Below are 20,067 nucleotides of genomic sequence, written 5' to 3'. Positions count from 1 at the left end.
AACGTCTCACGTTCTCGTGGCTACCTCTTGCGCCCTGACCTGCAGCGTCTCATCTGAACCCGACTCCCGCCATCCTTCATTACCCATCCCGCCGCTCTAAAAAAGGGTTGTCCAGGTGTTTTTGCGGACCTGGCACCGGCCTTGCTCTAGCTCCAGCACCCAGCCCGACTGGTCAACCAATAATAAAAAGAAGTGCCCGATGTCCCGCTCAATCGACTGGTTTTGGCCGCTGTTCAACAGCACTGAGGCCCTGCTGGCGGACGGTTGCGGGGCGCCAGGACCCACCGTCTCAAGGAGATGTCGCGATGACCCTTTCGATCAAACCGCAACGCAGCATGCGTGCCGCTGTCTGGCACGGCCGCAACGATATTCGCGTCGAGGACGTTCCGCTGCCGATTTCTCCGCCTGCTGGTTGGGTGCAGATCCGGGTGCAATGGTGCGGGATTTGCGGGTCCGATTTGCATGAGTACGTGGCGGGGCCGGTGTTCATACCGGTTGACGCTCCGCACCCGCTGACCGGGATTAAGGGCCAGTGCATTCTCGGTCATGAGTTTTGTGGCGAGATCGTCGAACTCGGTGACGGCGTGCAGGGCTTCAGTGTCGGCGAGCCGGTGGCGGCCGATGCGTGCCAACATTGCGGCACGTGCTACTACTGCACTCACGGGCTGTACAACATTTGCGAGAACCTGGCGTTCACTGGGTTGATGAACAATGGTGCCTTCGCCGAACTGGTCAATGTGCCAGCCAACCTGCTGTACAAGTTGCCGGCGAACTTTCCGGCTGAAGCAGGGGCACTGATCGAGCCGCTGGCGGTGGGCATGCACGCGGTGAAAAAAGCCGGAAGCCTGCTCGGGCAACACGTGGTGGTGGTCGGTGCCGGCACCATTGGCCTGTGTACCATCATGTGTGCCAAGGCGGCGGGTGCGGCTCAGGTGATCGCTCTGGAAATGTCCGCAGCGCGCAAGGCCAAGGCCCTGGAAGTGGGGGCGACGCATGTGCTCGATCCCAACCAATGCGACGTTCTGGCTGAGGTACGACGCTTGACGGGTGGGCTCGGGGCGGATGTCAGTTTCGAATGCATCGGTAACAAACACACGGCCAAGCTCGCGATCGATTTGATCCGCAAGGCCGGCAAATGCGTACTGGTGGGGATTTTCGAGGAGCCCAGCGAGTTCAACTTTTTCGAGTTGGTGGCCACGGAAAAGCAGGTACTGGGGGCACTGGCCTACAACGGTGAGTTCGCTGACGTGATCGCTTTTATCGCGGATGGCCGGCTCGACATCACGCCGCTGGTGACTGGGCGCATTCAGTTGGAACAGATCGTGGGTCAGGGCTTCGAGGAACTGGTCAACAACAAGGAGCACAACGTGAAAATCATCGTGTCACCCGCTCGAGTCTGAAACGAGTGATGGGCGGCCTAATGCATTAAATCCACATTCAAAAAACCAAAACACCGGGCAATGCCCGGTGTTTTTTTATGCGTGCCGCTTTACTGTGCGGTTTTCAGCTTGACCACATCACCCGAAATCTTGGTGGTGTAACCGCTCAGCACCCACGCCCAAAACCATTTTTCCTGGATCTGAGTGTTGATCAGCGCATCGCCGCCTTTTGCCTTGATGGCAGCATCCTGGGCGCGAACGAAACGGCTGTTCTGGCCGATCGGGATGATGCCGAACAGCATGATGCCAGTGGCGCTGGCTTCGCTGTGACCCAGCACGGTGTATTGGCTGCTGTCGTATTGCGGGGATTTGATGGCGGTGCCGGTGCAACCTGCGAGGGCGAGACCAAGAACGGCTGCGGCAACTGCTTTACTGACGTACTTCACGGTGTAACTCCATGGACGAAATATCGAGATCCAATTCTCGAGGGGGCGCTACTCTAATTGCTCGGGCAACATATTGAAATCAATCGCCTGAAGATTTCATGTTCCGATACCTGCCTGTCATCGGGAAAACAGTCAGGAGAACAATGTGAAAGTCATCGTTTCACCCGCTCGACTTACGGCCTCCGTGACAAACCCAAACCTTAATGCCTATGCCGATGATGCACATCCGGAAAGTGCGCATGGCTGTGCTTCATCGGAGTGTGCACATGTACATGGCTATGCGGCATCGTGGGATCCCACTCAAACCCATGTTCATGCTGATGGTGCTCATCATGCACATGCCGATGCCCATGTTCCGTGGCCTCATGCTGATGATCGTGCGAGTGCCGCTCCGTCAGGTGCAGCCACACGCCAACGGCCATCAGCGCCGACGCAATCCAGAATGCCGCCGACACCGACTCACCCAACACCAGCAACGCAATCACTGCACCCAGGAACGGCGCCGTGGAGAAATAAGCCCCCGTACGCGCACTGCCCAGACCGCGTAGCGCCAGCACAAACATAACCAGGCTGATGCCGTAGCCCAGGAGCCCAACCAGCAAGATAGGCGCGAGCTGCGCCGCACCTGGAATCTGTGCCCCCAGATAAAGCGCGAGGCTGCAGTTCACCAGTCCAGCAACCAACCCTTTGGCGCCCGCGATAAATAGCGCGTCAGACGCGGACACCTTGCGCGTCAGGTTGTTATCAATCCCCCAGCACAGGCACGCAACGGCAACCGCAAACGGCCCCGTCCAATCGTGGTCCGTGCCGCCGCCGTCGGACCATGACAACACCACGCCGCCCAACACAATGGCGATCATCCCCAGGACGATACGTCGATCCGCGTTTTCCCTGAACACGAGCCAGGCGATAACGGCGGTCAGCACCGATTCAAGGTTGAGCATCAAGGAGGCGGTCGCTCCGGCAGTGCGTGTCAGGCCAAACATCAACGCAACCGGCCCGAGGATGCCGCCAAACCCAATGGCACCCAGCAACCAGGGCCACTCCGAGGACGTCAGCCCGGAAGGTTTCCAGCCGCGATCACGGATAAGGCGCAAGGCGGCGAGTCCTAGGCCGCTGCCGAGGTATAGCAACCCTGCGAGCAGGATGGGAGAGAGGCCCAGGCCGAGGCTTTTGGCGAGTGGGGTGCTGGCGCCGAAAAGGGCAGCTGCCGCAAGTGCGTAAACAATGCTGAGGTTCATGGGGCGTCTCCGAAAGTCAGGCCCATGGTACGCCGCTCGTTCAGGGTGTCCCTTGCGTGTTCAATAACGGCCCCACCGACCCAAACGGATAGCTGCCCATCCCAATCCGCAACGGTGCTATCGGGCTCGCCGCCGCACCCATCAGCAGCACGTTGTCGATAACAATGGTTTCTCCCGGCGCCCGGTTATCCGCCGCGACAATCAGGTAGTAAGTGCCGCTGTTTTTCACCGTGCCCTTCAACACCTGGCTGATGACTCCCACTATGCCGGTCGCATTGCCAAAGCCTTCCGCCTGCACATTGCCCTGGTCGTCCATCAGGATCAAATAAGGGTTCAGGGCGTATTTGCTGAACCCCAGGCACGCATTGACGCACCAGGAGTTAACGTCGATATGGAAGGGTGTGTCTTTGGTTAAGGCAACGCTGAACAATCGATAGTTCGAGGGTATCCCGTTGATCAGGATGCGCGGCTCGGCGGCGGTGATTTTCCACTGGGGCGGCCGCCAGCCTGGGTCGACCGGCATGGGCACCGCATGGGTGTTATGCATGGCGTCGGCGGGCGTTTGCGCTAACGGCGTGGTGCTGTTTTTGACTTGCTCTTCAAACAGTGTCGCCGGGTTGCTTGCACAGGCGGTGATCAACAAACAGCAGAGTGATAAAAACAGCATCCGCATGAGTACTTCCTTGTAGATAGATGGATAAACGGGACGGATTTGTTTGAGGTTTTACTCTATCGCGGTGTGATGGCAAAGGGCTTACAAATGCTGGTCATGAATTCTAAGACTTGTTAAGGTCGCCGCCTTTCCAACACGCCATTCAGAGGGATCTAAATGCATCCGGTGCTTCGCAAGACATTCGGCGGGCTTTCTGCCCAGTACTACATTCGCAATTTTCTGTTCGGGCTGATTTTTCCCGTGCTGATCTATACCGCGCTTACCCACTCGAAAACCGGAGTGTTCACAATGGGGGCTCTGTTTTATTGCGTGGTCAACAGCGTGCTTTACCCCTACGCACGCTTCGTTTACGAAAGCATCATGGATTACATCTTTGGCAACAACGTGTTCTTCGTGAATGCGATTCTGATGCTGACCGTCAAGGTGTTCACCATGGCGATCTGCTGGAGCATGGCTATTTTCATTGCGCCGGTTGGGCTGGCTTACTTGTACTTCCACCACAGCAGTGCGGCGAATCGGGCCTGATTCAGCCCTGCGCAAGGCAGTAGATCTGGTAGCTGGCCAGACTGCGATTACGGTGTGACAGTCAACTATGATGTTGAGTGATGGTCCGTCATCGCAACATAGGTATCTACACATCTTTAGCCATCCCCGGCGTAGCAGCTGTCGAGCCCCGGCGAGGCTGCGTCAGCGGTGTGTCAGACAGGCCGCAAACGCAGCCTCGCTGGGGCTCGACAGCTGCTACGCACCATCAATACCTATGGTCATCGCAGGCAAGCCAGCGCCTACCTTTGGCCTGCGCTATGTCAGATATGCAGCCACGCCAGGCTGCCCAGCACCACGGCTACGCCACCGGCCGTATACGACAGGCGTTTGAGCCATTCCTTACGCGTCAACAAGGTAATCGCCGCCAACGAAATCGCGATCTGAATCGCAGTCATCGCCTGGGCCCAGCGATGATGCTGGTGCAGCGCCTGCTCTGACTTCTCATCCCATTCCTTTGACGTGGCTTCAAGCTTTTCGGCCTGCTTGCGCACGTCTTCCTTCTGGCCCTTGTAGCGCTCGATCTCTTCCTTGTAATGCACGGCGTCCACACCTGGAATGTGCGTGGCGAGTTCAGCGAGGTTTTGTCGGCTGGATTTGGCCTGGTAGTAATTCCACTGGTTGGCGGCTTCGGTCTTGAAGATGGCGGCGTTGTTTTTGTCCATCGCCGCTTCGCTTTCGGTGGAGCCGGCCTGGTAGCTGAGCATGGCGCCAAGGGTGGCCATGAGGGCGGTCATCACGGCGATGCGACTGGCGAAATTGTCCCCGCGGCCGTGGGCATGTTCGGTGGTGTGTTCGATGTGTTTTTCGTGGGGGCTGGGGACTTCGAAGGCTTCGGACATGGCGGCGTCTGTGAAGGGAATGAGGGCGTCTGATTCTTCACCAGCGAAGCTGTCTCAAGCCTGTACGTAACGCCGGATCAACCGCGCATACACCGCGATATTGATCATCAGCACCAGCGCGCCCAGCCCCAACTGGATCTGTGGGGTCAGCCCGGCGGGGTAGATGAGTGTGAGGATGTAATGCTCGATGAACCCACCGCCATAACCGTCCTGCCCGGCGAGATGACGAAACAGGTTTTCCCAACGGGTTAATGGGCAAGGCAGGTGAAACACCTCGACGGCCACGCCCCATGCAGCAGCGGGCAAGTGCAACCACATCACACTACGCCACTTAAGCGCGAGCAGGCCTCCGAACAGAACAAAGAGGATAAAGCACAGGTGAAACAGCACCAGGCTGTCGGCGGCTAGGCGGTAGAGCATCGCGGACACTTCGAAAGGGGAGGTGGATAGTCTAAAGGGTTGCTAGCTGACAAGCGTGGCCGTTATTGTGCTGAATCCTTTTAGTCCTTCCTCCAGGGTTCTGTAGTGATGAATGCACCGCGTAGCGCAGTCGGTCCGATCAAGGCCGTGATTTTCGATATGGACGGGTTGTTGCTGGACACTGAAGGCATCTACACCGAAGTCACGCAGATCATCGCCGAACGCTACGGCCGTACCTACGACTGGAGCATCAAGCAGCACATCATCGGGCGTGGCGCTCAGGATTTGGCCGACTACGTGGTCAAGGCGCTGGATTTGCCGATCACACCGGCCGAGTTTCTCGAGATCCGTGAACCGCTGATGAGCGAGCGCTTCCCCAAGGCCTTGGGCATGCCCGGCGCCGAAGCATTGGTGCGGCATTTGAAGGCACACAATATCCCGATCGCTGTGGGCACCAGTTCGTCGCGCAATTCGTTCGGCCACAAAACCACGTTGCACCGCGAGTGGTTTGGCCTGTTCGACACCATCGTCACCGCTGACGACCCGGAAGTCGGCGCGGCCAAACCTGCGCCGGACATTTTCCTCACCGCCGCCCGCCGCCTGGGCGTCGCGCCCGAGGATTGCCTGGTATTCGAAGATTCGCCCTTCGGCGTGACCGCCGCGAAGGCTGCCCACATGACTGCCATCGCCGTGCCGGATGAAGCCATGGCCGACAGCAAGTACCACCACGCCGACCAGATCATTCGCAAGCTCGCGGATTTCGACCTGGCCGCCTACGGCCTGCCGCCGCTCCCCTGACCAAAACGCGGTCAAAAAAATGTGGGAGCTGGCTTGCCTGCGATAGCGGTGTACCAGTCGATGTATCCAGTGACTGGCACCCTGCTTTCGCGAGCAAGTCGAATCGTCGCACCGCCGCTCCCACATTTGGTTTGCAGTGTTCCAACAATCTAGGCGCTGAAGCCACCATCGATAGTCAAGCTTGCACCGGTGATGTACCCAGCCTCCGGCCCTGCGAGGTAGGCCACAAAGCTGGCAATCTCCTCGACATGCCCATACCTGCCCACCGCCATCAACCCAATCAAGCTCTCGGCAAAATCACTGTTCGCCGGGTTCATATCAGTATCCACCGGCCCAGGCTGCACGTTATTGATGGTAATCCCACGAGGCCCCAGGTCTCGCGCCAACCCTTTGGTCAAACCGACCAGCGCCGCCTTGCTCATTGCATACGGGCCACCCCCGCCAAATGGCATGCGCTCGGCATTGGTGCTGCCAATGTTGATCACCCGGCCACCTTCACCCATGTGCTTGGCGGCTTCCTGGGTCGCGATAAACACACTGCGTACGTTGATGGCCAAGGTCTGGTCAAAATCTTCCAGCTTGAAGTCTTCCAGCGGCGCGATGGCCAGCACGCCGGCGTTGTTCACCAGGATATCCAGGCTCCCGAAGGCTTCGACAGTGGCGTTGACGGCGTTGCGGATCGCGTCGGCATCGGCGCTGTCGGCATGAATCGCCAGGGCTTTGCCGCCTTCGCTGATCACGCTGTTCTGCAATGCTTCGGCCTTGGCGGCCGAGCTGACGTAGGTAAAGGCAACCGCTGCACCCTGTGCGGCGAGGCGCTTGACGATGGCGGCGCCGATGCCGCGGGAACCGCCTTGAATCAAGGCGACTTTACCGCTGAGGTCTTGTGTGGTCATGTCGATCTCCTAGCTGTTCAAGGCGGGATGCCTTGTTGTTGGAACCGAGTATCGACCTCACCCGTCACTGTCGGTAGACCGTGATTGCTATAGTCTGTGTAAACCAAAAGTTTAGAGTGGATGGAATGGAAAGCTTTGGCAGTATCGAATGCTTTGTGCGCAGCGCCGAAGGGGGCAGCTTTGCAGAGGCGGCGCGGCACCTGAGCCTGACCCCTGCAGCGGTAGGTAAAAGCGTTGCCAAGCTGGAAGCGCGTCTCGGTGTGCGTCTGTTCCAGCGCAGCACCCGACGCTTGACCCTGACCGAGGCCGGCAAACTGTTTCTCGAAGAAGTCAGCGGTAGCCTCACCCACCATCCAGAACGCCGTGGCCAACCTGGCCAGCGCCGAAGGCCGGCCGGTGGGCACGCTCAAGGTCAGCATGGGCCCGGTGTTCGGTAATCGCTATGTGGTGCCGCTGCTGGGAGCGTTCATGCGGCGCTTTCCGGACATCAGCCCGGACTGGCATTTCGATAACCGCCAGGTTGACCTGATCGGACAAGGCTTTGACGCGGCCATCGGCGGTGGCTTTGAGCTGCCCCAGGGCGTCGTGGCCCGTAAGCTCACGCCCGCGCACCGAGTGTTGGTGGCCTCACCGGATTACCTGTCGCAACGACCGCCGGTAGACACGCCTGAAGACTTGGCACGTTGCACGGGAATCCTGATCCGCTCACCACAAACCGGTCGCATCCGCTCCTGGCAGTTGACCAGCAGTGAAAGAGAGCAACGCCCGTTGGTGCTCAAGCCAAGGATGACCATGAGTGACTCCGAAGCCGCCTGCTGCGCCAGCGCCCAGGGCCTGGGCATTGCCTTGGTGAGTATGCCGATGGCTGTGCCGTTCCTCGACAGTGGCGCCGTGGTGCGAGTATTGCCCGACTGGTATGTCGACGACGGCAACATCTCCATTTACTACGCCGAACACAAACTGCTGCCCGGCAAGACCCGGGCGTTTGTGGACTTCATCATTGAGCAGTTCGCCGAGCAGCAACTGAGCCAGCGATTCAGTGCCATTTGATTGCACTCACACACCGCGTCGCGGCCATCGCAGGCAAGCCAGCTCCCACCTTGAAATGCATTCCCCTGTGGGAGCTGGCTTGCCTGCGATGGCCACACCTCGGTCTACCGGCCGAACTGGCCCGGCCAGCCAATGACCTTCTTCGGCCGCGGCGTCGCATACGTCCTGATCTTCGACGTCGACAACCCCAACCGTACCAAGGACTCAGCAATGGTCACCGCTGCAGTCACGCCATCCACCACCGGCACCCCGGTGCGCTGGCGAATCTGCTCATCCAGCCCGGCCATGCCGCCACACCCCAGGCAGATCACCTCAGCCTTGTCCTCGCGGATGGCCAGTTCGGCCTGACGCACGATAGCCTCCATCGCCGCCAACGGGTCTTCTTCCAGCTCCAGCACCGCCATTCCACTGGCCCGCACCGAGGCGCAACGCTGGTACAGGCCGGCGAGTTTCAGGCGGTCTTCGATCAGCGGCACAGTGCGGTCCAGCGTGGTGACCACCGAATAGGCGTGGCCCAGGAACATCGCGGTGCTGGCGGCGGCTTCGGTGATGTCCACCACCGGCACGTTGAGCAACTCCTGCAAACCTTCGCGGCCGTGTTCGCCGTAGCCGGCCTGGATCACCGCGTCGAACGGCTGGTCGTAGGCCATCACCCGGTCCATCACCGCGATGGCCGCCAGGTAGCTTTCAAAATTGCCCTCTACCGACTCCGCGCCGAAGTAGGGCGTGAGCCCGACAATCTCGGTGCCCGGCGCGGCCACGGCTCGTGCCTGCTGGGCGATGGTTTCAGTGATGGATTCGGTGGTGTTGACGTTGACCACGAGGATACGCATGGAATGTCCTTGATTAGTGACTGACGTTATCGACTGCAATGCTTTCGCCGCTGACATCGGCGTAGAACGGCTGGCGCTTGGCGATCAGCCCATACAGCAGCGCTGCAATACCGGCGCCAAACATCCAGGAAAACGGTGAGACGCTGGCGAAACCGGGCAGCAGGGCCAGGAGAATGGCGATCACTGCCGCAGGAACAAACGCCGCCACCGCACGTAAATTGACCCCGCGGCTGTAGTAATAAACACCACGGGGGTCTTCGCTATACAACTGCGGCACGTCCACCTGGCTTTTACGGATCAACCAGTAATCGACCATGATCACCCCGTACAACGGCCCCAGCAGTGCGCCCAAGCCAGACAGGAAATACACGATCACCAGCGGGCTGTTGTAGAGGTTCCACGGCAGGATCAATACGGCCACGGTGGCGCTGATCAACCCGGCGCGACGGAAGTTCAGGTACTTGGGCGCCAGGTTGCTCAGCACAAAGGCGGGCGCGACAAAGTTGGCCATGATGTTCACCGCCACGGTGACGATCAGGAACGCCAGGCAACCCAGTACCAGAAGCACGGTATCAGGGATGGCTGCGATGATCTCGGTCGGGCTTTCGATCACCCGGCCATTGAGCTGGAATTGCCCGCCGCACAGCAGCACCGTGATTGCGGCGAACACCAGGATATTCACCGGCAGGCCCCAGAAGTTGCCGACCTGGATGGTCTTGCGGCATGGCGAGGAGCGGGCGAAGTCGCAGAAGTTGAGAATCAACGTGCCGTAGATCGACAGCCACAGCGCGCCGCCGGCAAAGATATTGCGCCACATCTCGCCACCGCTCAGCGGTTCACGGATCGACCAGGCGATGTTGCCGCCAGTTTGGAAATACATCCAACCGGCCAGTGAAGCCACCGTCAGCAGAATCACCGGCCCGGCGAAGCCTTCATAGCGGCGCACCATTTCCATGCCGTAGGCCAGGATCACCAGCTGCACCAGCCAGATCGCCACAAAACACGCCCAGCCGAGGGAGGACAGACCGAGGATAGAGTTGTGGTCATAGTCGGCAAAGCCTGGATGAATCGCCGTCAGCAATACGCGGAAAACCACCGAGGCCAGGTAGGTCTGGATACCAAACCAGGCAATCGCAATCACCGCGCGGATCAACGCCGGAATCTGTGCGCCATGAATGCCGAAACTGATGCGGCTGATCACTGGAAACGGTACGCCGGTCTTCTGCCCCATATAGCCCGACAAGTTCATGAAGAAGTACACCAGCGCCGCACCGATGCCGAGGGACAACAAGATCTGCCAGCCGCCCAGGCCCAATGCATACAAGCCAATGGCGAACGAATAGTTGGCGATGTTGTGTACGTCGTTGGTCCATAACGCAAAGATGCTGTAGCGCCCCCAACGCCGGCCTTCGACCTTGGTGGGCGCCAGGTCCTTGTTATGCAGGCGCGGGCTGAGTACCAGCGGGCCCGGCCGTGTGGCCTCGGGGTTCAGGGAGGAGGGCGGATCCAGTGCGATGTTATTCGAGAGGCTAGTACGCATTCCGGCAGGCTCCAGCACATCAGCAGTCGGGCCGCGGATGGCAAAGTGTATGTAGGTTTTGTGTTTATTGTATACAAAGCGTATTTCACCTTAAGCCACATGCGTGCCAGTTTTCGATCTATGAAAACGGCGGATAATTTCCTTTTTGTAGAATTTTTAAATAACTAGCTGAATTAAAAGCGATATAAATTGACCGTTTGAACAGCTATTTATTTTTCTGTGGGAAAGCGACGGATCGCGATGGGAAAAAGAGGGCGAGTAGAGGTGTTACGTTATGGTGCGGATCAAGGAGGATCGCACACATATATGGCACCGATGGTTACATCTTTGTGTACATTTTAGGGGTCAAAACAAAACAAATGTGGGAGCGGGCTTGCTCGCGAATGCAGTGTGTCATTCACCGAATAAGTGACTGATACACTGCATTCGCGAGCAAGCCCGCTCCCACATTTTCATATCGCGCCAGGCATCAAGCCTTACTGATGATATTCCCCGCATGCAACCCACATTCCTTCTGCGTAGCCTCTTCCCACCACCAACGCCCCTCGCGTTCATGCTGGTTCGGCAACACCGGACGCGTGCAAGGTTCGCAGCCAATGCTGATGAAACCACGCTCATGCAAGCTGTTATACGGCAGCTCCAGCATGCGGATGTAACCCCAAACCTCCTCACTGGTCATTTGCGCCAGCGGGTTGAACTTGTACAAGGTGCGCTCCGGCGTAGAGAACGCCGTGTCGATTTCCAGTGCCGCCACCTGGCTCCGTGTACCCGGGCTCTGGTCGCGGCGCTGGCCGGTGGCCCAGGCATTTACGCCGGAGAGTTTGCGACGCAGCGGCTCGATCTTGCGCACGCCGCAGCATTCGCCATGGCCGTCCTTGTAAAAGCTGAACAGGCCCTTCTCTTTAACGAAGGGCTCCAGCTTGCTCTGGTCCGGTGAAATCAACTCGATGTCGATCTTGTAGAAGTCGCGCACCTGCTCGATAAACCGGTAGGTCTCCGGGTGCAGGCGGCCGGTGTCGAGGCTGAACACCTTGACGTTCTTGTTCAGCTTCCAGGCCATGTCTACCAGCACCACGTCCTCGGCGCCGCTGAAGGAGATCCACAGGTCATCACCGAACTGGCTGAACGCCAGCTTGAGAATGTCCTGCGCAGACTTGTTGGCGTAAGTCGTGGCGAGTTCAACGACGTCGAAGGCTTGGTTCATCAGGACGGTTTCCTACAGGTCAGTGGCGCTGAGCGCTCTATAGGGGAGCGATGGTATCAAAATCCGCCCTGCGTTGCGGCGGCGAGCGTGAGTCGCTAGAGTTCGGCAGTCCTTTTGCCCGCTCAATCAACAACATCTAAATGGGAGTGTCTTGTGGAAATTGCCTGCCTTGACCTGGAAGGGGTACTGGTTCCGGAAATCTGGATCGCCTTCGCCGAAAAAACCGGTATTGAATCCCTGCGGGCCACCACGCGGGACATTCCCGACTACGACGTGCTGATGAAGCAACGCCTGCGCATCCTCGACGAACACGGGCTCAAGCTCGCCGACATCCAGGAAGTGATCGCCACCCTCAAGCCGCTGGACGGCGCTATCGAGTTCGTCAACTGGCTGCGCGAGCGCTTCCAGGTGGTGATCCTGTCAGACACCTTCTACGAGTTCTCCCAGCCGCTGATGCGCCAACTGGGTTTCCCGACCCTGCTCTGCCACCGCCTCATCACCGACGAAACCGACCGCGTGGTGAGCTATCAACTGCGCCAGAAAGACCCCAAGCGCCAGTCGGTATTGGCCTTCAAGAGCCTGTACTACCGCGTGATCGCCGCCGGCGATTCCTACAACGACACCACCATGCTGGGCGAGGCCGACCGTGGGATCTTGTTCCATGCGCCGGAGAACGTGATTCGCGAGTTCCCGCAGTTTCCGGCGGTCCATACGTTTGAGGACTTGAAGAAAGAGTTCATCAAGGCCTCGAATCGGCAGTTGAGCCTGTAGGTCCTTCAGCGCGGCTGATGGCCTCTTCGCAGGCAAGCCAGCTCCCACATTTGAATGATGTGAACCCGATCAAATGTGGGAGCCGGGCTTGCCCGCGATGGGCATAGGTATCTACACATTTTCAATGTGAAATTGCGTAGCAGAGGGCTCCCTCAAGATGTGTGGATACTTATGCCGCGATGAGGCCAGCAAGCTCTCATAAGGAATGCGCAACCCCTCGTGCAAGCGCTTGATCATCGACAAGCTGAGCTTGCGCTTGTGGTTCAACACCTCTGACACCCGCCCACTGGTGCCGATAAAGGGTTCCAGATCGCGGGCGGTCATGCCCAGTTGCTCCATGCGAAATTTGATCGCCTCCACCGGGTCCGAAGGGGGCATTGGATAATGTTCGGCCTCATATTTTTCGATGAGTATTGCGAGGACTTCCAGCTCGTCACCTTCGGGTGAGCCGACTTCCGCTCCCCATATTTGCTCCACACGAGCGAGGGCTGCAGTTAGATCCTCTTGGGAATGAATCGGTTTGATGTTCATCACACGGTCTCCGCGTTGATCTGATCGTACTGCGCGTGAGTTCCTACGAAGCGTATGAACCCAAGCTGTCGCTGATAATCGATCGCCATGATTACTCGGTACTTGTTGTCACCGACGTTGAAGACAACCCTGCCACTTTTAAGAATGCTTGCTGTTCTAAGCTCTGCTTTGAGCGCTTGCGGCGTTGGGTACGTTGCTTTCTCCATATGGCGATACAGCTCGACCAGGGGTGTTTTTGCGTCGGAATAGGCGCAGTGGCTTTCCCAAAATATGCGTAGGGTGGAGAGAGCGATAATCCGCATCGCTGAAACCTCCCAATTTGGGAGATGATAGGTGCGGTTAGTTTGAGATGCAATCTCGGAAATAATTTCTGACGAGTAAGCAGTCGTTTCATGTGATCCCTCACAGACGGCCAGTGGACGGTCGGGGCTGGACGCTATCTACCAGCGCAAACTCCGTCCATAGACGTTCTGATTCAGGCTTTTTCCTGCCGACCAGCGCTGCACCCGAAACCTGGAGGGGCTTGGTTATTACAGGCCTTCCAAAGTGCGTAACAACACCCGCACCTTCGTCAGCGACTCCTGATATTCCGCCTCCCACTGCGAATCCGCCACGATCCCGCCGCCGCCCCAGCAGCAGACCTGACCCTCCTTGACCAGTAAGCTACGGATGGCGATGGAACTGTCCATCTCCCCCCTAACATCCAGATACACCAAAGAACCGCAGTACAGTCCGCGTCGAGTAGGCTCCAGCTCGTCGATGATCTGCATCGCACGGATCTTCGGTGCGCCGGTGATCGAGCCGCCGGGAAAGCTGCCCGCGATCAGGTCGAGAGCGTCTTTGTCGTCGGCCAACTCGCCGATAACGCTGCTCACCAGATGGTGGACGTTGGGGTAGCTTTCCAGGCTGAACAGCTCCGGCACGCTCACCGAGCCGGTGCGGCAGGTACGGCCGAGGTCGTTGCGCAGCAGGTCGACGATCATCAGGTTTTCGGCGCGGTCCTTGGGGCTGGCCAGCAGTTCGGCGGCGTTGGCGGCGTCTTCTTCGGGCGTCAGGCCACGGGGGCGGGTGCCTTTGATGGGGCGGGTTTCGACGCGACGCTTGCTGATATGCACGAAGCGCTCGGGCGACAGGCTCAGTACCGCGCCGTCGTCCGGCAGGCTCTGGAACCCGGAGAACGGCGTCGGGCAGGCTTCTCGCAGGGCGCAGTAGGCGACCCATGGATCGCCCATGCACGGTGCACGGAAACGCTGGGCGAAGTTGACCTGGTAGCAGTCGCCGGCCTGAATGTAATCCTGGATGCGCACGATGGCCTGACGGTAAGCCTCGGCGGTGAGGTCCGGGGCCATGGGGCCGTGAAGTTTGAAGGACGCGGGCGAGTCGATAGCGCCAGTGCTGAATAGCGCAATCAAACGTTGCTGCTCGCTATCGGCCAGTGCCGGATGAAACACCAACTGGCTGGTCTGCGTGTGGTGATCGCTGACCAGCGCCCAGGCATACAGCCCAAAGCGCGCATCCGGCAGGTGCAGGTCGTCTGTTGCAAGGTGCGGCATCTGCTCAAGGTGCCGACCAAAGTCATAGCTCAGGTAGCCGATCAGGCCTCCGGCAAATGGCAGCTCATACTCGACAGGCAAATCCGCCTCACCCAGCTGCGTGAGATTTTCCCGCAACCGTTGCAGGAAATCGCCACCGCTTTCATCAGGCGACACCGTCAACGTCGCTTGCGGCCAAGCGCTGAGAAGGTCATACCGCCCGCGTTCAGCCGCTGGCCGGCCACTGTCCAGCAGTACGGCACCAGGCCCGTGGCGAATGACCGCGAAATACTCGGCGGGGTTGGCCCGGTAGGGCAGCGGGTGTACGGAACAGGTCGACATGCGGGGTGGATCAGCTGTTGGCGTGGGGGAGGGGATTGTAGTCCCCACGAAGGGTTTGATCCTAGAGCGCAGTCTAAATGTGGGAGCGCTCAGCCTTCTACAGGCGGAATATGCCCAAACATCTCCTGCGCAAACTTAACCCGCTCCTCAGGAGTTTCTGTCACGCCGGCTGCCTTCAGTTCTTCCAGCCGCGCCTCCACCGCATGGGTGCGCAGGGTCAAACCACAGTCGTTGGCGATCTGGATATTCAGCCCCGGTCGCGCATTCAGTTCCAGGATCAGCGGGCCTTTCTCCTGGTCCAGTACCATGTCCACGCCGATGTAACCCAGCCCGCACAGCTCATAGCAGCCGGCTGCGAGCTTCATGAAACCGTCCCAGTTGGGCAGTTGCACGCCATCCACCGCATTGGTGGTGTCTGGGTGTTTGGTGATGATGTTGTTCAGCCAGGTGCCGCGCAGGGTAAGGCCCGTGGCCAAGTCCACCCCCACACCGATGGCGCCCTGGTGCAGGTTGGCCTTGCCGCCCGATTGGCGGGTCGGCAAGCGCAGCATGGCCATCACCGGGTAACCCATCAATACGATGATGCGAATGTCCGGCACACCTTCATAGCTGATGCTCTTGAAGATCTGGTCGGGCACCACGCGGTATTCGATCAGCGCACGATCACGGTGGCCGCCCAACGAATACAGGCCGGTGAGGATGCTGGAAATCTGATGTTCGATTTCTTCATGGCTGATGATCTTGCCGGACACCGTGCGATAGCGCCCTTCAAAGCGGTCCGCCACCACCAGGATGCCGTCGCCGCCGGCGCCCTGGGCCGGCTTGATCACGAAGTCGCTGCGCCCTTTGAGGATCTCGTCGAGCTTGTCGATTTCCTTCTCGGTGGAGATCACCCCGTACATTTCCGGCACATGGATGCCGGCCGCCAGCGCGCGTTCCTTGGTGATGATCTTGTCATCCACAATCGGGTACAGGCTGCGCTTGTTGTACTTGAGCACGTAGTCGGCATTCCGCCGGTTGATGCCCATGATCCCCCGCGCTTCCAGCGCTTTCCAGGTCTTCCAGAATCCGAACATTACTGATCAGCCTTCAAGAAGGCCTTGAATCGCACCAGCTCGGTCAAGCGGTAGCCGCGATACCGACCCATGGCCAGCATGAAGCCCACCAAAATCAGCAGGATCGCCGGGAAGGTGAACACAAAGTAGATCAGTTCCGGCACGCTCATGATCAGGTGTGCCAGGGATGCGGCGAACAGCGTACCAATCGCCACTTTCAGCGCATGGTTGGCGCCGCGCTCTTCCCAAGTGATGGACAGGCGTTCGATGGTCATGGTCAAAATCACCATCGGGAACAGCGCCACCGACAGCCCGCGCTCCAGCCCCAGTTTGTGGCTGAACAGGCTGATGGCCGCGATCAGCACCACCACAAAGGTCAACACCACCGACAACCTCGGCAGCATCTGCAGCTTCAAGTGTTCCAGGTACGACCTGAGCGACAAGCCCAGCGCCGTGATGATCGTAAACAGCACAATCCCGAAGCCCAGCTGCGTCTCGCGGAACGCCAGGGCGATCAGCACCGGGGTGAATGTGCCCAAGGTCTGCAGGCCGATCAGGTTGCGCAGGATCAAAATCACCAACACGCCAATCGGGATCATCACCATGATCATGAAGGTCTGCTGGGTTTGCAGCGGCAGGCCGTAGAGCGAGTACTCGAGGAAGTTGGCGTCGGTGTTCTCGTCGGTCAGCTTGGCCAGGCGAATCGCGTTCATTTCGCTGTTGTTCAGGCTGAAGGTCACCATGGCCTTCTTGCCGCCATCGACAGTGATCAGGTTTTCATCGCCTGTCCACCACAGCAGGCGGTCGGCGGGCAGGCCTTGTTCGCCGGTCTCCGGGTTGAAGTACAACCAGTCATTGCCGTTGAAGCTGCGCAGCCACAGTTCCGGGCTTTGCGGCTGGTCGGCGACCAGGCGGATGGTGTGGACTTTTTCCACCGGCACGTGGGCAATGGACAGCAGCAATTCGACGATCTTGGCTTTGTGCGGCGTCGACGGATCGCCCGCGAGCAGCAGTTTCACGTTGTCGTCGTTGAGGTTGTTGGTGCGCTTGATGGCTTCAGTAATAAAGGTCTCGACGTCGGCCGAGTGCTGGCGGATCGGCGCAAGCAGGGCTTCGGCGGCGATTTTCTCCGGGCCTTCGACGGCAATGCTGTCGCGGAAGGTGGGGCCCTTGACCTTGACCTTTTCGCCGCTGTAGCGCTTGGTCAGGACCAGGCGGTAATACAGGGTCTGGTTACCCTTGGCGCGGCGTGCCGACCAGGTGACCTTGCGGTTGCCGTCGGTGCGGTTGACGCTCACGCCGTAATTATTCGAGATGAAACTCTCGTTGAGGCTGACGAAGTCGCGGCTCAAGGGCGGCACGAACATCTGGATTTTCACGGGATCTTTCGGGTTGGCGACGAACTCGACCTTGGCGTCGATGTTCCACAAGTCGTCGGTGGCGTCCTCGGTAACGGGGATCCCCAGCACGAAGATCTGATAGGCGGTGACCGAAATACCCAGCACCACCAGGATGGCGATCAGGATTTTCAGGTGCAGGGTCAGAGAGCGCATTCGTTTTACTCGGCGGTATGAGCGTCGGCGGCGCAAGCGGGTTTGCCCGCTGCGTATTTAAGACTGGGGTCGACCAGCGCATCAAAGCGTTTCAGCGCTTCGGAGCCAATCAGCAGCGGGTATTGGAATGCGCTGCGGTCAGTCAAGTTCACTTCGATGCTGCGTAAAGCGGTGCCCATGCAGATATCCAGGGCTATCACTGGACGGGCGGTGTAGTTCTTGTCCTCATCGGGGTCGTAGTCACCGGCGCGGCGCTTGATCTTGCTGACGCGGGCCAGGGGGCGTTCGATGGGGTGGGAATGGGCGGTGTCGATGGCCAGGTAGAAGCGAACCCAGGATTCGCCGTTGCGCTTGAAGCGCTTGATGTCGCGGGCGCTGAGGGACGCGGTCTTGGCACCGGTGTCCAGTTTGGCGGCGACTTCCAGGTTAATGCCGGCCAATTGGGCGTATTCGTTGAGGCCATACACGGTCTTCTCGGCAGCGGTGCCAAGGCCTGGCATGAACAATAGGCAGAACAGGGGGAAGGGCTTGAGTCTCATAAATCCTGAGGCGGTGCAGTGCGATGTTTGATTCAAGGCGACTGGCATTACTGCGCAAGCTCCCTCGTGCGCCGTTTCATCTAGTGATGTCAGGCAAATACGGCGAGCATTCTAACATGATGCTTTTTTGGCGCCAGCGCTGGCAGGCGGCCATGCCCTGCACGAGTTCAGCAGCGGTTATTAGACGATTGTCGACAATGTTGATTTATTCTTTGACTATCTTGGTCTGATTGGCTAGTTTTTGCGGCATTGCTTTTAAAGGTGTCGACAATATGCTGGATCAGCTGGAATCCCCAGTGGTGGCGCAAGACGATTCCCAGACCATGTCCGAGAACGTCTTCCGACGTATCCAGGCCGCCATCGTCAAGGGTGAGATCGCCCCCGGCAGCAAGATCTCCGAGCCGGAACTGGCACGCACCTACGGCATCAGCCGAGGTCCGCTGCGCGAGGCGATCCACCGCCTGGAAGGCCAGCGCCTGCTGGTGCGTGTGCCCCACGTCGGCGCGCGGGTGGTGTCGTTGAGCCATGCCGAGCTGATCGAACTCTATGAAATCCGCGAATCCCTCGAAGGCATGGCCTGTCGCCTGGCCGCCGAGCGCATGACCGATGCGGAAATCGAAGAGCTGCGCCAGGTGCTGCACACCCACGAACGCGATGAAGCCTTCCAGGCCGGCCTCGGCTATTACCAGCAGGAAGGCGACTTCGATTTTCATTACCGGATCATTCAAGGCGCCGGCAACCGCACCCTGACCCAAATGCTCTGCGGCGAGCTGTACCAACTGGTGCGCATGTACCGCATCCAGTTTTCCGCCACCCCCAATCGTCCACGCCAGGCCTTTGCGGAGCACCACCGCATTCTTGACGCGATTGCCGATCGCGACGGTGAACTGGCCGAACTGTTGATGCGCCGGCATATCGGCGCTTCCAAACGCAACATTGCCCGTCACTTCCCAGGCGGTGCTACTGATAGAGGTGAGTCATGAGTTCTAACAATAAAAGCACCCCCGGCCAGCGTTTCCGTGACGCCGTCGCCAGTGAGCACCCCTTGCAGGTGGTCGGTGCTATCAACGCCAATCACGCGCTGCTGGCCAAGCGTGCCGGTTTCAAGGCGATCTACCTGTCGGGTGGCGGGGTGGCTGCCGGCTCCCTCGGCGTGCCGGACCTGGGCATCACCGGCCTGGATGACGTACTCACCGACGTACGCCGCATCACCGATGTGTGCGACCTGCCGCTGCTAGTGGACGTGGACACCGGTTTCGGCTCCTCAGCGTTCAACGTGGCGCGTACCGTCAAGTCGATGATCAAGTTTGGCGCGGCTGCCATCCATATCGAAGACCAGGTCGGCGCCAAGCGCTGCGGCCATCGCCCGAACAAAGAAATCGTGTCCCAGCAGGAAATGGTCGACCGCATCAAGGCCGCCGTGGATGCGCGCACCGATGACAGCTTCGTGATCATGGCGCGCACCGATGCCCTGGCCGTCGAGGGATTGGAATCCGCCCTGGAACGCGCCGCCGCCTGCATCGAAGCCGGCGCCGACATGGTGTTTCCGGAGGCCATTACCGAATTGGAGATGTACAAGCTCTTCGCGTCAAAGGTAAAGGTCCCGATCCTGGCCAACATCACCGAATTCGGCGCCACGCCGCTGTACACCACCGAACAGTTGAAATCTGCCGATGTTTCCATCGTGCTGTACCCGCTCTCGGCCTTCCGCGCCATGAACAAGGCCGCCGAAAACGTCTACACCGCGATCCGTCGCGACGGCACCCAGCAGAACGTGATCGACACCATGCAAACCCGCATGGAGCTTTACGATCGCATCGACTACCACACCTTCGAGCAGAAGCTCGACGCGCTGTTCGCAGCCAAGAAGTAACGAACG

20 protein-coding genes and 2 pseudogenes are annotated in these 20,067 nt (G+C 59.1%); 7 read left to right on the top strand and 15 right to left on the bottom strand.

The window, feature by feature from the left end; genetic code table 11:
• Positions 1-335 precede the first annotated feature (335 nt).
• The gene (locus tag AB4O35_RS27225) at positions 336-1,400 is read left to right on the top strand and encodes a 2,3-butanediol dehydrogenase (RefSeq protein ID WP_225930709.1); all 1,065 of its coding nucleotides are present in this window, start codon (positions 336-338) and stop codon (positions 1,398-1,400) included.
• Positions 1,401-1,489: 89 nt separating this feature from the next.
• Here the strand turns inward: AB4O35_RS27225 and AB4O35_RS27220 are convergent, their stop codons facing one another.
• The 3 genes from AB4O35_RS27220 to AB4O35_RS27210 all read right to left on the bottom strand — a co-directional run bounded on the left by AB4O35_RS27220 (position 1,490) and on the right by AB4O35_RS27210 (position 3,739).
• On the bottom strand, positions 1,490-1,825 hold the full coding sequence (locus tag AB4O35_RS27220; RefSeq protein WP_065881300.1) for a hypothetical protein: 336 nt from the start codon (positions 1,823-1,825) through the stop codon (positions 1,490-1,492).
• A 200-nt stretch (positions 1,826-2,025) separates the two neighbouring features.
• Positions 2,026-3,066: a DMT family transporter gene (locus AB4O35_RS27215; protein WP_065881298.1), complete on the bottom strand. Its 1,041-nt coding sequence runs from the start codon at positions 3,064-3,066 to the stop codon at positions 2,026-2,028.
• Positions 3,067-3,106: 40 nt separating this feature from the next.
• Positions 3,107-3,739, bottom strand: a complete 633-nt coding sequence (locus AB4O35_RS27210) for a hypothetical protein (RefSeq protein WP_065946251.1) — start codon at positions 3,737-3,739, stop codon at positions 3,107-3,109.
• A gap of 156 nt (positions 3,740-3,895) precedes the next feature.
• Here AB4O35_RS27210 and AB4O35_RS27205 point away from each other — a divergent pair, with 156 nt between their 5' ends.
• On the top strand, positions 3,896-4,264 hold the full coding sequence (locus AB4O35_RS27205; RefSeq protein WP_065873917.1) for a hypothetical protein: 369 nt from the start codon (positions 3,896-3,898) through the stop codon (positions 4,262-4,264).
• Between the two features lie 281 nt (positions 4,265-4,545).
• Here AB4O35_RS27205 and AB4O35_RS27200 read toward each other — a convergent pair whose 3' ends face one another.
• Positions 4,546-5,124: a DUF4337 domain-containing protein gene (locus tag AB4O35_RS27200; RefSeq protein ID WP_065873916.1), complete on the bottom strand. Its 579-nt coding sequence runs from the start codon at positions 5,122-5,124 to the stop codon at positions 4,546-4,548.
• Between the two features lie 54 nt (positions 5,125-5,178).
• Positions 5,179-5,544, bottom strand: a complete 366-nt coding sequence (locus AB4O35_RS27195; RefSeq protein WP_065873915.1) for a DUF2784 domain-containing protein — start codon at positions 5,542-5,544, stop codon at positions 5,179-5,181.
• A gap of 108 nt (positions 5,545-5,652) precedes the next feature.
• Between AB4O35_RS27195 and AB4O35_RS27190 the strand changes: the two genes are divergently transcribed.
• A complete protein-coding gene (locus tag AB4O35_RS27190) occupies positions 5,653-6,342 on the top strand; it encodes an HAD-IA family hydrolase (RefSeq protein WP_065873914.1) in 690 nt (229 codons plus the stop codon).
• 149 nt (positions 6,343-6,491) lie between these two features.
• Here AB4O35_RS27190 and AB4O35_RS27185 read toward each other — a convergent pair whose 3' ends face one another.
• Positions 6,492-7,238, bottom strand: coding sequence for a 3-oxoacyl-ACP reductase family protein (locus tag AB4O35_RS27185; protein ID WP_065946250.1), 747 nt, complete (start codon positions 7,236-7,238; stop codon positions 6,492-6,494).
• 125 nt (positions 7,239-7,363) lie between these two features.
• Here AB4O35_RS27185 and AB4O35_RS27180 point away from each other — a divergent pair.
• A pseudogene (locus AB4O35_RS27180) lies at positions 7,364-8,288 on the top strand (LysR family transcriptional regulator).
• Between the two features lie 104 nt (positions 8,289-8,392).
• Here the strand turns inward: AB4O35_RS27180 and AB4O35_RS27175 are convergent.
• The 3 genes from AB4O35_RS27175 to AB4O35_RS27165 form a co-directional block, all read right to left on the bottom strand.
• Positions 8,393-9,121 (bottom strand): aspartate/glutamate racemase family protein, encoded by a 729-nt coding sequence (locus AB4O35_RS27175; protein ID WP_065873911.1) that lies wholly within the window; start codon positions 9,119-9,121, stop codon positions 8,393-8,395.
• A 13-nt stretch (positions 9,122-9,134) separates the two neighbouring features.
• A complete protein-coding gene (locus AB4O35_RS27170; protein WP_065873910.1) occupies positions 9,135-10,661 on the bottom strand; it encodes an NCS1 family nucleobase:cation symporter-1 in 1,527 nt (508 codons plus the stop codon).
• Between the two features lie 469 nt (positions 10,662-11,130).
• Positions 11,131-11,865, bottom strand: coding sequence for a phosphoadenylyl-sulfate reductase (locus AB4O35_RS27165; protein WP_065873909.1), 735 nt, complete (start codon positions 11,863-11,865; stop codon positions 11,131-11,133).
• Positions 11,866-12,018: 153 nt separating this feature from the next.
• Between AB4O35_RS27165 and thrH the strand changes: the two genes are divergently transcribed.
• Positions 12,019-12,636, top strand: coding sequence for a bifunctional phosphoserine phosphatase/homoserine phosphotransferase ThrH (gene thrH / locus AB4O35_RS27160; RefSeq protein ID WP_049711978.1), 618 nt, complete (start codon positions 12,019-12,021; stop codon positions 12,634-12,636).
• 183 nt (positions 12,637-12,819) lie between these two features.
• Here thrH and AB4O35_RS27155 read toward each other — a convergent pair.
• The 6 genes and pseudogenes from AB4O35_RS27155 to rloA form a co-directional block, all read right to left on the bottom strand.
• Positions 12,820-13,167: pseudogene (locus AB4O35_RS27155) on the bottom strand (helix-turn-helix domain-containing protein); the annotation flags it as partial.
• Positions 13,167-13,469 carry a type II toxin-antitoxin system HigB family toxin gene (locus tag AB4O35_RS27150; RefSeq protein WP_065946248.1) on the bottom strand — a complete coding sequence of 101 codons (303 nt, stop codon included), beginning with the start codon at positions 13,467-13,469 and terminating at the stop codon, positions 13,167-13,169. The pseudogene AB4O35_RS27155 and the gene AB4O35_RS27150, both read right to left, overlap by 1 nt.
• Positions 13,470-13,697: 228 nt before the next feature.
• Positions 13,698-15,041, bottom strand: coding sequence for an aminodeoxychorismate synthase component I (gene pabB, locus AB4O35_RS27145; protein ID WP_065946247.1), 1,344 nt, complete (start codon positions 15,039-15,041; stop codon positions 13,698-13,700).
• A gap of 89 nt (positions 15,042-15,130) precedes the next feature.
• Positions 15,131-16,117 (bottom strand): alpha-L-glutamate ligase-like protein, encoded by a 987-nt coding sequence (locus AB4O35_RS27140; RefSeq protein ID WP_065873906.1) that lies wholly within the window; start codon positions 16,115-16,117, stop codon positions 15,131-15,133.
• On the bottom strand, positions 16,117-17,649 hold the full coding sequence (rloB, locus tag AB4O35_RS27135) for an osmotic stress tolerance membrane protein RloB (protein WP_049711983.1): 1,533 nt from the start codon (positions 17,647-17,649) through the stop codon (positions 16,117-16,119). The genes AB4O35_RS27140 and rloB overlap by 1 nt, the downstream gene beginning before the upstream one ends.
• A gap of 5 nt (positions 17,650-17,654) precedes the next feature.
• Complete coding sequence (rloA, locus tag AB4O35_RS27130; RefSeq protein WP_065873905.1) at positions 17,655-18,188, bottom strand: retropepsin-like aspartic peptidase RloA; 534 nt, start codon at positions 18,186-18,188, stop codon at positions 17,655-17,657.
• Positions 18,189-18,460: 272 nt separating this feature from the next.
• Here rloA and AB4O35_RS27125 point away from each other — a divergent pair, with 272 nt between their 5' ends.
• Positions 18,461-19,171 (top strand): GntR family transcriptional regulator, encoded by a 711-nt coding sequence (locus AB4O35_RS27125; protein WP_065873904.1) that lies wholly within the window; start codon positions 18,461-18,463, stop codon positions 19,169-19,171.
• A complete protein-coding gene (gene prpB, locus AB4O35_RS27120) occupies positions 19,168-20,061 on the top strand; it encodes a methylisocitrate lyase (protein WP_065873903.1) in 894 nt (297 codons plus the stop codon). The genes AB4O35_RS27125 and prpB overlap by 4 nt, the downstream gene beginning before the upstream one ends.
• Positions 20,062-20,067 lie beyond the last annotated feature (6 nt).

The organism is Pseudomonas sp. H1_A03 (genome assembly GCF_054685145.1).
The sequence above is the reverse complement of the archived record's forward strand: the minus strand, read 5'-3'. Positions and strand labels throughout refer to the sequence as shown.

Coding starts and splice junctions, on each gene's coding strand:
- AB4O35_RS27170 (WP_065873910.1), bottom strand. CDS start 10,661: ATGCGTACTAGCCTCTCGAATAACATCGCACTGGATCCGCCCTCCTCC.
- rloB (WP_049711983.1), bottom strand. CDS start 17,649: ATGCGCTCTCTGACCCTGCACCTGAAAATCCTGATCGCCATCCTGGTG.
- AB4O35_RS27225 (WP_225930709.1), top strand. CDS start 336: ATGCGTGCCGCTGTCTGGCACGGCCGCAACGATATTCGCGTCGAGGAC.
- AB4O35_RS27140 (WP_065873906.1), bottom strand. CDS start 16,117: ATGTTCGGATTCTGGAAGACCTGGAAAGCGCTGGAAGCGCGGGGGATC.
- AB4O35_RS27215 (WP_065881298.1), bottom strand. CDS start 3,066: ATGAACCTCAGCATTGTTTACGCACTTGCGGCAGCTGCCCTTTTCGGC.
- AB4O35_RS27175 (WP_065873911.1), bottom strand. CDS start 9,121: ATGCGTATCCTCGTGGTCAACGTCAACACCACCGAATCCATCACTGAA.
- AB4O35_RS27200 (WP_065873916.1), bottom strand. CDS start 5,124: ATGTCCGAAGCCTTCGAAGTCCCCAGCCCCCACGAAAAACACATCGAA.
- prpB (WP_065873903.1), top strand. CDS start 19,168: ATGAGTTCTAACAATAAAAGCACCCCCGGCCAGCGTTTCCGTGACGCC.
- AB4O35_RS27190 (WP_065873914.1), top strand. CDS start 5,653: ATGAATGCACCGCGTAGCGCAGTCGGTCCGATCAAGGCCGTGATTTTC.
- AB4O35_RS27205 (WP_065873917.1), top strand. CDS start 3,896: ATGCATCCGGTGCTTCGCAAGACATTCGGCGGGCTTTCTGCCCAGTAC.
- AB4O35_RS27165 (WP_065873909.1), bottom strand. CDS start 11,865: ATGAACCAAGCCTTCGACGTCGTTGAACTCGCCACGACTTACGCCAAC.
- AB4O35_RS27125 (WP_065873904.1), top strand. CDS start 18,461: ATGCTGGATCAGCTGGAATCCCCAGTGGTGGCGCAAGACGATTCCCAG.
- AB4O35_RS27185 (WP_065946250.1), bottom strand. CDS start 7,238: ATGACCACACAAGACCTCAGCGGTAAAGTCGCCTTGATTCAAGGCGGT.
- AB4O35_RS27210 (WP_065946251.1), bottom strand. CDS start 3,739: ATGCGGATGCTGTTTTTATCACTCTGCTGTTTGTTGATCACCGCCTGT.
- AB4O35_RS27150 (WP_065946248.1), bottom strand. CDS start 13,469: ATGCGGATTATCGCTCTCTCCACCCTACGCATATTTTGGGAAAGCCAC.
- pabB (WP_065946247.1), bottom strand. CDS start 15,041: ATGTCGACCTGTTCCGTACACCCGCTGCCCTACCGGGCCAACCCCGCC.
- rloA (WP_065873905.1), bottom strand. CDS start 18,188: ATGAGACTCAAGCCCTTCCCCCTGTTCTGCCTATTGTTCATGCCAGGC.
- AB4O35_RS27195 (WP_065873915.1), bottom strand. CDS start 5,544: ATGCTCTACCGCCTAGCCGCCGACAGCCTGGTGCTGTTTCACCTGTGC.